Genomic DNA, 13,315 nt, shown 5'->3' on the forward strand with positions numbered 1-13,315 from the left:
AGGCACGGGATTGAGGAGCGAGACCGCAAATGGCAACGGCGCACACCAAGCATCACGACTACCACCTGGTCGATCCCTCGCCATGGCCCGTCGTCGGCTCCATCTCTGCCTTCATCATGGCGGTCGGCGCGATCACCTGGATGCACCACATGTTCTCGGCCGCGCCGATCATCTTCGGTGTCGGCACCGTCGGCGTGCTCTACACCATGGCGAGCTGGTGGGGCGACGTGATCAGGGAAGCCCAGTACAAGGGCGACCACACCCGCGTCGTGCAGCTGCATCACCGCTACGGCATGATCCTGTTCATCGCCTCGGAGGTGATGTTCTTCGTCGCCTGGTTCTGGGCCTATTTCAATGCGGCGCTATTCCCGGCCGACGCCGTCCACGCCACCCGCGATGCGGTGTTCGGCTGTGGTCTCGGGACCGCGGCCGGCGCCTGCGCCGTGCCGGGCACCTGGCCGCCGCACGGCATCGAGACCTTCGATCCCTGGCATCTGCCGCTCCTGAACACGCTGATCCTGCTCACCTCCGGCACCACGGTGACCTGGGCCCACCATGCGCTGCTCGAGAACGATCGCCAGGGCCTGAAATATGGCCTGATCCTCACCGTCGTGCTCGGCGCGCTCTTCACCTGCGTGCAGGCCTATGAGTACAGCCACGCGGCATTCTCCTTCGGCGGCAACGTCTACGGCGCAACCTTCTTCATGGCGACCGGCTTCCACGGTTTTCATGTGCTGGTCGGCACCATCTTCCTGCTGGTGTGCCTGTTCCGCGCCTATGCCGGCCACTTCACGCCGACCCAGCATCTCGGCTTCGAGTTCGCCGCCTGGTACTGGCACTTCGTCGACGTGGTCTGGCTGTTCCTGTTCCTCTGCATCTATGTCTGGGGACACGGTGCCGAGACCATGGCCCACGGCGCGCATTAAGCGGGCTGACATCGGATCGAGAAAGGGCGGCCCCGGGGCCGCCCTTTTGCTTTCTGCGCGCAGGGTTTCGGCAGAAACTGTGATAGACCCTTTGACCATGAACGAAGCCAGCGATACGTCCGAGCCGCAAGTCACCGTCCTGCAAAGCGCGCTGCGCGGGCTTGCCTGCAAATGCCCGCGCTGCGGCCAGGGCAAGCTCTATGCGGGCTTCCTGACGCTAGCGCCGTCCTGCGAGCGTTGCGGCCTCGACTACGCCTTCATCGATTCCGGTGACGGTCCGGCGATCTTCATCATCATGCTGGCCGGCGCGATCGTGGTCGGCTGCGCGCTCGTCGTCGAGGTCAAGTACCAGCCGCCGTACTGGCTGCACGCGGTGCTGTGGCTGCCGCTGATTCTCGCGACGACTCTGCTGCCGTTGCGCGCGATGAAGTCGCTGCTGATCGCGCTGCAATTCCACCATAAGGCGGCGCCGGGCCGGCTGGTCGACCGCGCGAAATGAACGAGACCGCGCGCAAGCCTCGCGTGGCCGGCTTCGCGCTGTTCACGCTGTTCCTGACTGCGGTCTGCGTCGTGCTCGGTGTCTGGCAATTGCAGCGCCGCCTCGCCAAGCATGAGCTGATCGCCGCCCTCACCGAGCGCCTCGCGGAAGCACCGGTCGCTCTGCCGCCGCCGGCACGATGGGCCGCGCTAAGTCCCGCGCGCGATGAATTCCGCCGTGTCAGCTTTACCGCGACCTATGCGCCGTTACCCGATGCGATGGTCTATTCCCCCGGATCCGCCGTACGCAAGGATGCGTCAGGCCCCGGCACCTGGGCGTTCCTGCCGGCGCGGCTGCCGGGCGGAGAGACGGTGGTCATCGATGCGGGCTTCGTCGAAAACACCATGCAGGATCGCAGCGTCGAGGATCGCGCGGTCAAGAAGCTCGTCACGGGCCAGGTGGTCTCATTCACCGGCTATCTGCGCTTCCCGGAGCCACCTGGCTGGCTGACCCCGGCGGCGAACCGCGACAAACGGCTGTGGTTCGTGCGCGATCACGTGGCGATCGCGAGCGCGCTGGGCTGGGGCGCGGTTGGGCCGTTCTATGTCGACCTCGAGCAGCCCGCCCCCGAGAACGGCATTCCGCGGCCGGGACCGCTCGACGTGCATCTCAAGGACGATCACCTGCAATACGCCATCACCTGGTTCACGCTTGCAGGCGCCGTGCTCATCGCCTTCGCCGTGTGGGCAAGAGGGCGGCGGCGGGGCTGAACTGCGCAATCCCTCCAGGGAACCCGGTATCGCCCGGGGTTTACCATTCAGCAGACATTCACGAGTGTGGTCCTAAGCCGCCATCGTTTTTCCGCGGCAGACAGGATTGCAGCGTGAGCGATTTCGACCAGATGGGAATTGTCGTCGACTGGGTGGATGCCTGCAGGAAGGGCGACCTCGCGACGCTCCTCGATCTCTACGCGGACGATGCCGAGGTCGAATGCACGTGCAACGGCACGCAGCACTATCGGGGCCGGAGCGAGCTCGAAGCCTATTGGCAGCCGCGTCTCAGCGCCTTCTCGTCGGCCGGTTTCGGGTTGGAGGAAATCCACCCTGCGCCCCACGGCGTCGATGTCGAATATTCCGTCGCCGGCGCGCTACGCATCCGCGCCTCGTTTTGTTTCAGTCCCGACGGCAAGATCCGCACCACGTTGTGCGAGCCGGCGCGACAGAACGCGCAGCTTGGCTGTGCGTGCTAGAGTTTCGGTTCTCATTAAATCAGAACCGAACTCTGGATTCTGTTTTGACTCCTTTTCTTCACGCGAACCGGTATCCACTTCGCTCGAAGACGTTCTAATCGTTGACCGGCGCCTCGCGTGCCGGTCCGGCGGGAAGGCGGCAGCGCACATAGGTCCTGTCGTCCACGCGCAGCAGTGACAGCGATCCGCTGAGTGCGCGCACGCGCTCATGCATGCCGGTCAGGCCGCGGCCGAACACATTGCCTTCGGGAAAGCCGCCGCCGTCGTCGGAAATCTCGATGGCGACCGTGTCGCCGGCGACGGTCGCCTGCACATGGGCATTGCTGGCACCGGCATGACGCAGCACGTTGGTCAGCGCCTCCTGAATCACGCGATAGACGGTCTGAGCCAGCGGCCCGTCGATCGCGTTGAGATCCGGATCGATCGTGTCCGTCAGGTCAATGGACGGCGCCTGCTTGCGAAAATTCCGGAGCAGCGTCTGCACGCTGGTATCCAGACCCAATTCCTCGATATAGAGCGGTCGCAACCGGTCGAGGATGCGGCGGTTGGTCTGCTGGAGCGCCTCGACCGATTGCAACACCTCCTGTGCCGAACTGCCGGGATTTCCCGCAGGAGGCGAGGCGTCGGCCAATGCGATCGTGCCGGCGCGGATGCTGAACAGCAGCGGACCGAGTTCGTCGTGCAGTTCGCGCGCGAGATCGCGCCGCTCGTCGTCCTGGAGCGACACCAGGCGGTGCAGCAGGTCGCGATTATCTTGGCTCAATTGCGCCAGCGTTTCGGCCAGCGCATTGGCCTCTTCACAGCTTTGCCGGATTTCCGGCGGTCCTCCGACCGGGATGGGCGTTGCATAGTGGCCGCTCCGCATCCGCGAGAGTCCTTCGCCGAGATCTTGCAGCGGGCGCAGGGCCGATCCCGCGAAAACATACGCAATGGTGCCGGTGAGCACCATCAGCACGGCAACGAGGATGGTCAGTGCGAGAAAGCCGATCCACTTCTCGAACAGGTCGGCCGACAGGTCCGGCAGGAAGACGAGATCGCCGACACGCTGGCCGTCGATCGTCACCGGAGCTGCCGCGTTCACGTCCGGAATAGCGAGCAGGTCGACAAACCATTGTGGTACGCCATGCGGCTTGCGCAGGCCGCCCCTCGCCGAGGAAGCTGGACCCGTCTCTACGGCACGGAATTGGATATCGGAGGAGGTGTCCAGAGAATGGACAAAGGCGTCCAGCGTCTGCCGCGGATTGTTTGAGGTGCGCAGGGTGTTGTTGAGCGCGGCGGCAAGGGTCTGGATCGAACGCCGCCCCGGCTCGTTCTCGTCCGCCAATTGGTCGGTGGCGAAGGTTTGGAGCAGCACGCCGCTCATGATCAGCGCGGCGAGGAAGCTCAAGCCGAGTGGCAGAAATAGTTGGGTCCTGAACGAGAAGCGGTGCCACATTAGGTCAATTCTAACGCGCATCAGGGGATTTTGCTCTTTCCATTTGTTCCCGTCGGTTTATGAGTCGAAAAACTAGAGAGTTACAATGCAAGATACTGCCAAGCCGGCGACCCGAGTCCTGATTGTCGACGACCATCCCGTGGTGCTGTCCGGTTGCCGCACCCTGTTCGCCTCCGACCATTCGATCCGGATCGACGAGGCGACCGACGCCAAATCCGGGCATCGCGCCTATGTCACCAAGCGCCCCGACGTCACTGTGATCGACATCAGCCTGCCCGACGTCTCCGGCTTTGAACTGATGCGGCGCATTCGCAAGGACGATCCCGACGCCAAGATCATCATGTTCAGCATGAATGACGATCCGGCCTTCGTGGTGCGGGCGGTCGAGCTTGGGGCGCAGGGCTACGTCTCCAAGGGCGACGATCCCCGGATCCTGCTCAAGGCGGTGCGCAAGGTGGTTGCGGGCGACAATTTCATCTCACCGCAGCTCGCGGAAGCCGTGACGTTTTCCGGCGCGGCGATCAAGGCCAATCCTGCCTCGCAGATGACGCCGCGGGAGCTCGAGATTCTTCGCCTGCTGGGTCGAGGCGACAAGATCGTCGAGGTCGCCGAGGCACTCGGTATCTCCTACAAGACCGTCGCCAACACCACCTCCCTGCTCAAGCAGAAGCTCGGTGCCAAGAACCATTCCGACCTGATCCGGATCGCGGTGGAAATCGGGATGAACTGACGCCCGGGGCGCCGAACCGGCTGCTCCAGGATGCTGCCGGTTCGGCGGGCGGACCGGTCTCGGCGCTCAGCCGGGCAATGCATGGATAGCGCCGATACCATCCGCCGACACAATGGGCCCAACCGACGTTCGTTCCCGAACTGTCCTGTCGCTTGGGATATAATGGCAATGCGTGACGCAGCGCCGCTGGCGAACGCTTGCCCGCGCCGAAACGCGTCGGGAAAAACAGGAACATTTTCTCACACATCCCGTTTTGTCCCTTGACGATGTCGTGACAGCCGACGAAAGCTTGCGCGAACGGTTTTTGCGGGTCGGTGACCCCAAGAGGCCAAACCGGTCTGCACACAACGACAGACCTTCCAAGAGAGGGCTGCGGCATTGCCGCAGCCCTTTTCGTTGGCAGCCTTTTTCCTTGGATGGCCCCAGCCGCGAAGCGGTTTCCTGATGCCGCAAAACACTTTATGGTGGCTCAAAGCCTCTGGCTGTTAACAAGTAATTTCGTAAAATCAAAGGCTTGCGGATCGAGCCCAGGCTCGGCCGGCCTTTGGAGGGCAGTTTGACTCGTTATATCTCGACCCGGGGCGAGGCCCCCGAACTCGGCTTCTGCGATGTGATGCTGACCGGGCTCGCCCGCGACGGCGGCCTGTATGTGCCGGCCACCTGGCCGCAACTCTCGCCTGACGCCATCGCCGGCTTCTTCGGTCGCCCCTATTGGGAGGTCGCGGTCGAGGTGATCCGCCCCTTCGTCGCCGGCGAGATCTCGGACGCCGAGCTCGGCCGCATGGCGAACGAGGCCTACGCCACTTTCCGCCATCCGGCGGTGGTGCCGCTGCGCCAGATGGCGCCGCACCAGTTCGTGCTGGAGCTGTTCCACGGTCCGACGCTCGCTTTCAAGGACGTGGCGATGCAGCTGATCTCGCGGCTGATGGACCACGTGCTCGCCAAGCGCGGCCAGCGAACCACCATCGTGGTCGCGACATCGGGCGACACCGGCGGTGCTGCAGTCGACGCGTTCGCAGGGCTCGAAAATGTCGATCTCATCGTGCTGTTCCCGCATGGCCGCATCTCCGAGGTGCAGCGGCGGATGATGACGACGACGGGCGCGGCCAACGTCCATGCGCTCGCCGTCGAGGGCAATTTCGACGATTGCCAGGCCCTCGTGAAGGCAATGTTCAACAACCATCGCTTCCGCGATGCGACGTCGCTGTCCGGCGTCAATTCCATCAATTGGGCGCGGATCGTCGCCCAAGTGGTCTACTATTTCACCTCCGCCGTTGCCGCCGGTGCACCCGCGCGCGCGGTGGACTTCGTCGTGCCGACCGGCAATTTCGGCGACATCTTCGCCGGCTATGTCGCCAAGCGCATGGGTCTTCCGGTGCGGACCCTGGGCATCGCCGCTAACGTCAACGACATCCTGGCGCGCACGCTGAAGACCGGGATCTACGAGGTGCGCGAGGTCCACGCGACGGCGTCGCCGTCGATGGACATCCAGATCTCCTCGAATTTCGAGCGGCTGCTGTTCGAGGCCGGCGGGCGCGATGCCGCCGGCGTGCGCCGTCTGATGGATTCGCTGAAGCAGTCCGGCCGCTTCGTGCTGCCCGATGCGACGCTGGCCGCGATCCGCGAGGGGTTCGACGCAGGCCGCGCCGACGAGACCGAGACCGCGGCCGCGATCCGCGCCGCCTGGCGCGAGGCGGGCGAACTGGTCGATCCTCACACAGCGGTCGCGCTTGCGGTCGCCGACCGCGACACCACGGACAGGACGGTTCCCAGCATCGTGCTGTCCACCGCCCATCCGGCCAAATTCCCCGATGCGGTCGAAGCCGCCTGCGGCCAGCGGCCGCAACTGCCGGCCTGGCTCGATGGCCTGATGACCAAATCCGAACACATGAAGGTGATGAAGAACGACCAGGCCGAGGTCGAGCGGTTCGTGCTGTCGGTCAGCCGCGCCGCGAAACAGGGAGTTGCCGGATGAGCGTCGAGATTTCCAAGCTTGCGTCCGGCCTGACCGTCGTCACCGACAAGATGCCCCATCTCGAGACCGCGGCGCTCGGCGTCTGGGCCGGCGTCGGCGGGCGCGACGAGAAGCCCAATGAGCACGGCATCTCTCATCTTCTGGAACATATGGCGTTCAAGGGCACGACGAAGCGCTCCTCGCGCGAGATCGTCGAGGAGATCGAGGCGGTCGGCGGCGACCTCAACGCCGGCACCTCGACCGAGACCACGTCCTATTATGCACGGGTGCTGAAGGCTGACGTGCCGCTCGCGCTCGACGTGCTCGCCGACATCCTGGCCAATCCGGCCTTCGAGCCCGACGAGCTGGAGCGCGAGAAGAATGTCATCGTGCAGGAGATCGGCGCGGCGCAGGACACGCCTGACGACGTCGTGTTCGAGCATCTCAACGAGCTCTGCTATCCCGATCAGCCGATGGGGCGCTCGCTGCTCGGCACTGCGAAGACCTTGCGTGCCTTCAGCCGTGACTCGCTGCGCGACTATCTGTCGACGCATTACCGCGGGCCGGACATGGTGGTCGCGGCAGCCGGGGCGGTCGATCACAAGCAGGTGGTCGCTGAGGTCGAGCAGCGCTTTGCCAGTTTTGAGGGGACGGCGGGTCCCAAGCCGCAAGCCGCGCAGTTCGGCAAGGGCGGCACCAAGGTGGTGCATCGCGAACTCGAGCAGGCGCATCTGACGCTAGCGCTGGAGGGCGTGCCGCAGACCGATCTGTCGCTGTTCTCGCTCCAGGTCTTCACCAACATCCTCGGCGGCGGGATGTCGTCGCGGCTGTTCCAGGAGGTGCGCGAGAAGCGCGGCCTCTGTTACTCGATCTACTCGTTCCATGCCCCCTATTCCGACACCGGCTTCTTCGGCCTCTACACCGGCACCGATCCGGCCGATGCGCCCGAGATGATGGAGGTCGTGGTCGACATCATGAATGATTCGGTCGAGACCCTGACCGAGGTCGAGATCGCGCGGGCCAAGGCGCAGATGAAGGCGGGGCTGCTGATGGCGCTGGAGAGCTGCTCCTCTCGTGCCGAGCAGCTCGCCCGGCATGTGCTGGCCTATGGCCGGCCCCAGACCGCCGAGGAGCTGGTGGCCCGGATCGACGCCGTCAGCGTCGAATCGACCCGGGATGCGGCGCGTGCGCTGCTTTCGCGTAGCCGCCCTGCGGTTGTCGCATTGGGCAGTGGCAGGGGTCTGGACACGGCGGTGTCTTTTGCGGAAGGATTGACCCGGGCACGCGCCAAGGCGCGGCTGCATTAGGGAGCCGCGCACGGGTTGATCCGTCCCCGGGAAGCATCACCATGGCCCTCTTCCGCCTGCCATCCAGTGGACCCGCCGCTCTCGCGCCGCGCGGCAACGGCCTGTTGCTACGCGCGCCGCAGATGTCGGATTTCCTGCAATGGGCCCATCTGCGCGAGTCCAGCCGCGATTACCTGACGCCCTGGGAGCCGATCTGGCCGTCGGACGATCTCACGCGCTCCGGTTTCCGCCGTCGCCTGCGGCGCTATTCCGAGGACATCGCCGCGGACCGGTCCTATCCCTTTCTGATCTTCCGGGAGCTCGACGGCGCCATGGTCGGCGGCATCACGCTCGCCAATGTCCGCCGCGGCATCGTCCAGGCCGGCACCATCGGCTATTGGGTCGGGAAGCCCCACGCCCAGCGCGGCTACATGACGGCCGCACTGCGGGTGCTGCTGCCAACGCTGTTCGGCGAGCTCAATCTGCACCGGGTCGAGGCCGCCTGCATCCCGACCAATGCGCCGTCGATCCGGGTGCTGGAGAAGTGCGGTTTCTCCCGCGAGGGGCTGGCGCGCCGCTATCTCTGCATCAACGGGATCTGGCAGGACCATTTGCTGTTCGGCCTGCTGCACGAGGATTTCCGCGGCTGAGTCCGTTCATTCATGTGACCAAAGTCTGCTGTGTGCCTGCCTTGGGTTCGCCGGTTTTGACGATATAACGGCGCAAGCCGGCCGGTGATCGGCCGGGATGTTGTCATGGAGTATGGGCGTTGAGGGTGCAGGAGCTTCGGTCATCGCGGAATGCGTTGCGGCGGGGGGCAGCGGTCGCGCTGGCGTTGTCAGTTGCGCTGGTCTCCATTTCGCCGGTCGCGGCGCAGTCGCTGACCGATCGATTCAAGGGCCTGTTCGGCGGCAAGTCGGACGAGCCGGCCCAACCCAAGCCGGCGCCTGCACCAGGCCAGCCGGCGGCTGATGACGATCTTGATTGCCCGCAGGTCACGGTGCGTGCCGGAGCCTCCACCTACGCGGTCGGTGCCACCGGCAAGCCGGCCGTCGGCAACGAGATCCGCTTCCAGGCCACCATCACCAAGATGGCGCGCGAATGCGCCCGCAATGGCGGCGACATCACGGCCCGGATCGGTATCCAGGGCCGCGTCATTGCCGGTCCCGCCGGCGCGCCTGCGAGCGTCGAGGTGCCGCTGCGCGTCGCCGTGGTGCAAGGCGGTGTCGGCGAGAAGGTGATCGCTTCCAAGGCCTACCGGACCACGGTCGGAATGTCGGAGGGCGGCAGCGTGCCGTTCACCTTCGTGGCCGAGGATCTGGTCTATCCGATGCCTCCGGCCAAGGACGCCGATAGCTACATCTTCTATGTCGGCTTCGATCCGCAGGCGCTGTCGCCCGAGCCGAAGGCGCGGGCGAAGAAGAAGTAGCCACGTAAAGATAGTCGTCATGCCCCGCGAAGGCGGGGCATCCAGTACGCCGCGGCTTCTCGATTGATCAGGACTGTCTCTGGAATACTGGATCGCCCGCCTTCGCGGGCGATGACATCAGATTTGCCGATGCCGTGCCCGACAAACAAAAAAGCCGGCGCTCATCGCGCCGGCTTTTTGATGGGTGAAGGCGAGGCCCCTCAGTTCAGCTTCTGCCTGACTTCGGTGATGCCCTTGGCGAGCAGATCGTCGGCGACCTGGCCCTTGACCGACTGCGACAGGATCGTGGAGGCGGCCTGGACGGCGGCTTCGGCGGCTGCGGCGCGCACATCGGCGACTGCCTGGGCCTCGGCGAGCGCGATCTTGCCCTCCGCGGTCTTGGTGCGGCGAGCGACGAAATCTTCCACCTTGGCCTTGGCCTCGGTTGCGATGCGCTCGGCTTCGCTCTTCGCGTTTGCGATGATGTCGGCGGCCTCGCGTTCGGCCGAGGCGGTGCGCGCCTTGTAGTCGGCGAGCACCTTGGCGGCTTCCTGCTTGAGGCGCGTCGCGTCGTCGAGCTCGGCCTTGATGCGATCGGCGCGATGATCGAGGGCAGTCATGGCCTTCTTGAAGACCCCGAGATAGCCGAACCCGACCATCAGGATCACGAAGGCGATGGCGACCCACGTTTCAGGATCGAAGAACATATCGATTAACCCTTCAAGGACGCATCAACGGCGGCATTGACCAACGCCGCGTCCGGAACCACGCCGGTGAGCTGCTGCACGATGCTGCCTGCCGCATCGGCCGCGATGCCGCGGACGTTGCTCATGGCGGTCGCACGGGTCGAGGCGATGGTCTTCTCCGCCTCGGCGAGCTTGGCCGCCAGTTGCTCTTCCAGCGCCTTGCGCTCGGCGTCCGCCTGCGCATTCGCCTTGTCGCGGGATTCGTTGCCGATGGCCTGCGCGCGCGAGCGTGCCGAAGCAAGCTCGCTTTCATAGGCCTTCAGCGCCGCTTCGGACTGGTCCTTCAGCTTCTGCGCTTCGGCGAGGTCGCCCTCGATCTTGTTCTGACGCGCCTCGATCGCACCGCCGACGCGCGGCAGAGCGAGCTTGGACACGATCACGTAAAGCGCGACGAAGAAGATCGCGAGCGACACCAGCTGTGAAGCATAAGTGCCGCTCTCGAACGGCGGAAAACCGCCACCGTGGTGACCACCGTCAGCCTCGGTGTGAGCGCCCGCCGCCGGACCTTTTGCGCCGCCATGACTTTCAGCCATGGAGTACTCCTGTTGCTGTCATGCGCGTCGCTTCGGTTGAAGCGGCGCGAAAAATCGTTCTCAGAGGGGAACGAACAGCAGCAGCAGCGCGATCAGCAGCGAGAAAATGCCGAGCGCTTCGGTCACGGCGAAGCCGAAGATCAGATTGCCGAACTGGCCCTGAGCGGCCGAGGGGTTGCGAACGGCTGCGGCGAGATAGTTGCCGAAGATCACGCCGACGCCGACGCCTGCGCCGCCCATGCCGATGCATGCGATGCCCGCGCCGATAAGTTTTGCTGCTGCCGGATCCATTTTAGACTCCTTGGAAGAAAGATTGGGTTTTGGGTGGAAATTCCCCGGACCGCTCAGTGTCCCGGATGAATGGCGTCGTTGAGGTAGATGCAGGTCAGGATCGCAAACACATAGGCTTGCAGGAATGCGACCAGAATCTCGAGAGCGTACAGCGCGACCGTGAGCGCCAGCGGCAGCACGCCGCCGACCCAGCCAAGGGCGCCGAGCGAGAAGCCGAGCATGGCGACGAAGCCCGCGAACACCTTCAGCGCGATGTGGCCGGCCAGCATGTTGGCGAACAGACGAACGCTGTGGGAGACCGGCCGCAGGAAGAACGACAGGATCTCGATGAACATCACCAGCGGCAGGATGTAGCCGGGGACGCCGTGGGGCACGAAGATCGAGAAGAATTTCAGGCCGTTCTTGGCAACGCCGTAGATCAGCACCGTGAAGAAGACCAGCAGCGCGAGTGCCGCGGTGACGATCAGATGGCTCGAGATCGTGAAGGTGTAGGGGATAATGCCGACCAGATTCGAGACGCAGATGAACATGAACAGCGAGAAGATCAGCGGGAAGAACTTCATGCCTTCCGCGCCGGCCGTCGAGCGGATGGTCGAGGCCACGAATTCGTAGGAGATCTCGGCGACCGATTGGAGTCGCCCGGGAACCAGCTGCGTGCCGCTGGCGAGCATCAGGATCGAGATGATCGCTACCGCCACCAGCATGTAGAGCGACGAATTGGTGAAGGCGATCGTGTGATTGCCGATATGGCCCAGGGTGAAGAGAGGCTCGATGTTGAACTGGTGGATCGGATCGATTTTCATCAGCGCGGCATCTCTTGGTCTGCCGGGCGATGCCGGCGGGTCTCGGTCTGCCGGTCAGGCCGGCCCGTACCGGCTCGAGCCGGCACGATCATTCCTCTCCTGGAGTGGATCGCTTAAGAACCACCGCGCCTGTTTTGACCCGCGCCTGCCGTTCTCACCACATTCACCACGCCGGCGACGAAGCCCAGCAGCAGGAACACGATGAATCCGAAAGGCGACGTCGACAGCAAGCGGTCGAAACCCCAGCCAATCCCCGCTCCGACAACGACCCCGGCGACCAACTCGGAGGATAACCGGAAACCAAGCGCCATCGCCGAGGCTCTGGCCGCTCTGTCTTCACCGTCACCTGCGGGTTGCTCGGTCTTGACGTGGCGGCCGCGAAATTCGGACAACCGCTGATCAAGATTTCCGAGCCGATCGGAAAGCGCAGCTTCCTCGGGCGATCTATCGCGATCTCCATTCTCGCCGTGTCCCGTGCCCTGTGTCATGCAACGAAGACTCGAAACGCCGCGGCTGAATGGAAATTACGCCCGCCACCCTCAAAAGCCGCGCGGACCATACTGATGGCCCATAATCAAGTCAAGCCAAGTCACGATTGTGTCCATTCCCGTTATGTGTCTGATTTATCTGGAAATATTGACGCGAGCGGTAGCGCTGCACACAGCGTGACGCCGCACCGCAGCAGGTCTCCGCTTGATCGGCGGACGCAGTCGCCATTTCGCCCAGTGGCAGGGATCAAAGGGGGCGCCGCGATCGTTCATCTCAGAGGCGCGTTTTGGGCGGCGGATCGCCTCGCCGGGGTGTAGAATTTGCGAGAAGTGCCACCTTTATGAGCGCCATCTTTGGAAGTGCTAGCGGCGCGTCGTGGCGGAGAATGCGATGAGAGCAGCGAATTCATCCACAGCATCATGGCTTGCGGCGGCGGCGTTCGCCGCGGCGATGGCCGTCAGCGCCGGCGGCCTGGCCGCGCAATCTGCGCCCGACAGCGAAAACGGCCGCTACAGCATGACCCCCATCCCCGAGGGCGTGCTGCGGCTCGACACCCGCACCGGGACGGTGTCGACGTGCACCAAGAGCAGCGCCGGCTGGGCCTGCTACGCGGTACCCGATGAACGTGCCGCGCTCGACGCCGAGATCGGCAGGCTCCAGGCCGAAGTCGAGACGCTGAAGGGACGGCTTGCGGCGGGGCCGACCGTGTCAGGCAAGATCGACGAGGCACTGCCGAAAACCGATCCGCTCAAGAAGGCGGAGCCGCAAGCACGAGAACCAAAGGCCGCCGAGGGCGACCGCAGGATCGAGATCCCGCTGCCGAGCGACCAGGACGTCGATCGCGTGATGTCATTCCTGGAAAGGGCCTGGCGTCGGCTGATCGACATGGCCAACCGCGTGCAGAAGGACGTGTCGGGGAGGATTTAGCGGGTCCCTCGGTGTCGTCCTGGCGAAAGCCAGGACCCATACGCCGCAGCCTCTCTGTTT

At 64.5% G+C, this 13,315-nt stretch carries 16 protein-coding genes; 10 read left to right on the forward strand and 6 right to left on the reverse strand.

Going from position 1 to position 13,315, the window contains the following annotated elements; translation table 11 throughout:
- Positions 1-29 precede the first annotated feature (29 nt).
- From AC0L3C_RS19080 to AC0L3C_RS19095, 4 genes are all read left to right on the forward strand, one after another.
- Positions 30-926 carry a cytochrome c oxidase subunit 3 gene (locus AC0L3C_RS19080; protein WP_007599437.1) on the forward strand — a complete coding sequence of 299 codons (897 nt, stop codon included), beginning with the start codon at positions 30-32 and terminating at the stop codon, positions 924-926.
- 97 nt (positions 927-1,023) lie between these two features.
- Positions 1,024-1,425 (forward strand): DUF983 domain-containing protein, encoded by a 402-nt coding sequence (locus AC0L3C_RS19085; RefSeq protein WP_473283157.1) that lies wholly within the window; start codon positions 1,024-1,026, stop codon positions 1,423-1,425.
- Complete coding sequence (locus AC0L3C_RS19090) at positions 1,422-2,174, forward strand: SURF1 family protein (RefSeq protein WP_473408693.1); 753 nt, start codon at positions 1,422-1,424, stop codon at positions 2,172-2,174. Before AC0L3C_RS19085 ends, AC0L3C_RS19090 begins: the two co-directional genes overlap by 4 nt.
- Positions 2,175-2,287: 113 nt before the next feature.
- Positions 2,288-2,653, forward strand: coding sequence for a nuclear transport factor 2 family protein (locus AC0L3C_RS19095; protein ID WP_473261059.1), 366 nt, complete (start codon positions 2,288-2,290; stop codon positions 2,651-2,653).
- Between the two features lie 94 nt (positions 2,654-2,747).
- Here AC0L3C_RS19095 and AC0L3C_RS19100 read toward each other — a convergent pair whose 3' ends face one another.
- Positions 2,748-4,088 (reverse strand): histidine kinase, encoded by a 1,341-nt coding sequence (locus tag AC0L3C_RS19100; protein WP_473408745.1) that lies wholly within the window; start codon positions 4,086-4,088, stop codon positions 2,748-2,750.
- A gap of 85 nt (positions 4,089-4,173) precedes the next feature.
- Between AC0L3C_RS19100 and AC0L3C_RS19105 the strand changes: the two genes are divergently transcribed.
- The 5 genes from AC0L3C_RS19105 (at position 4,174) to AC0L3C_RS19125 (ending at position 9,487) form a co-directional block, all read left to right on the forward strand.
- Complete coding sequence (locus tag AC0L3C_RS19105) at positions 4,174-4,818, forward strand: response regulator transcription factor (protein ID WP_473261057.1); 645 nt, start codon at positions 4,174-4,176, stop codon at positions 4,816-4,818.
- Between the two features lie 556 nt (positions 4,819-5,374).
- Positions 5,375-6,793, forward strand: a complete 1,419-nt coding sequence (gene thrC / locus AC0L3C_RS19110; RefSeq protein ID WP_473261054.1) for a threonine synthase — start codon at positions 5,375-5,377, stop codon at positions 6,791-6,793.
- Positions 6,790-8,079 carry a M16 family metallopeptidase gene (locus AC0L3C_RS19115; protein ID WP_473408694.1) on the forward strand — a complete coding sequence of 430 codons (1,290 nt, stop codon included), beginning with the start codon at positions 6,790-6,792 and terminating at the stop codon, positions 8,077-8,079. Before thrC ends, AC0L3C_RS19115 begins: the two co-directional genes overlap by 4 nt.
- A 41-nt stretch (positions 8,080-8,120) precedes the next feature.
- Entirely contained in the window at positions 8,121-8,708 is a 588-nt protein-coding gene (locus tag AC0L3C_RS19120) for a GNAT family N-acetyltransferase (protein WP_007605081.1), read from the forward strand.
- A 125-nt stretch (positions 8,709-8,833) separates the two neighbouring features.
- Positions 8,834-9,487 (forward strand): hypothetical protein, encoded by a 654-nt coding sequence (locus tag AC0L3C_RS19125; RefSeq protein WP_473408695.1) that lies wholly within the window; start codon positions 8,834-8,836, stop codon positions 9,485-9,487.
- A gap of 200 nt (positions 9,488-9,687) precedes the next feature.
- Here AC0L3C_RS19125 and AC0L3C_RS19130 read toward each other — a convergent pair whose 3' ends face one another.
- The 5 genes from AC0L3C_RS19130 to AC0L3C_RS19150 all read right to left on the reverse strand — a co-directional run bounded on the left by AC0L3C_RS19130 (position 9,688) and on the right by AC0L3C_RS19150 (position 12,327).
- Positions 9,688-10,173 carry a F0F1 ATP synthase subunit B family protein gene (locus tag AC0L3C_RS19130; protein ID WP_473261048.1) on the reverse strand — a complete coding sequence of 162 codons (486 nt, stop codon included), beginning with the start codon at positions 10,171-10,173 and terminating at the stop codon, positions 9,688-9,690.
- 5 nt (positions 10,174-10,178) lie between these two features.
- Positions 10,179-10,745 carry a F0F1 ATP synthase subunit B family protein gene (locus AC0L3C_RS19135; RefSeq protein ID WP_473261045.1) on the reverse strand — a complete coding sequence of 189 codons (567 nt, stop codon included), beginning with the start codon at positions 10,743-10,745 and terminating at the stop codon, positions 10,179-10,181.
- 60 nt (positions 10,746-10,805) lie between these two features.
- Positions 10,806-11,036, reverse strand: coding sequence for a F0F1 ATP synthase subunit C (locus AC0L3C_RS19140; protein ID WP_007599451.1), 231 nt, complete (start codon positions 11,034-11,036; stop codon positions 10,806-10,808).
- A 53-nt stretch (positions 11,037-11,089) separates the two neighbouring features.
- Complete coding sequence (locus AC0L3C_RS19145) at positions 11,090-11,839, reverse strand: F0F1 ATP synthase subunit A (RefSeq protein ID WP_007605089.1); 750 nt, start codon at positions 11,837-11,839, stop codon at positions 11,090-11,092.
- A 113-nt stretch (positions 11,840-11,952) separates the two neighbouring features.
- Positions 11,953-12,327 (reverse strand): AtpZ/AtpI family protein, encoded by a 375-nt coding sequence (locus AC0L3C_RS19150; RefSeq protein ID WP_007599457.1) that lies wholly within the window; start codon positions 12,325-12,327, stop codon positions 11,953-11,955.
- A gap of 391 nt (positions 12,328-12,718) precedes the next feature.
- On the opposite strand from AC0L3C_RS19150, the gene AC0L3C_RS19155 reads away from it, so the two are divergent.
- Positions 12,719-13,255, forward strand: coding sequence for a hypothetical protein (locus AC0L3C_RS19155; RefSeq protein WP_473408696.1), 537 nt, complete (start codon positions 12,719-12,721; stop codon positions 13,253-13,255).
- Positions 13,256-13,315: the final 60 nt, after the last annotated feature.

This window comes from Bradyrhizobium sp. WSM4872 (assembly GCF_055811715.1).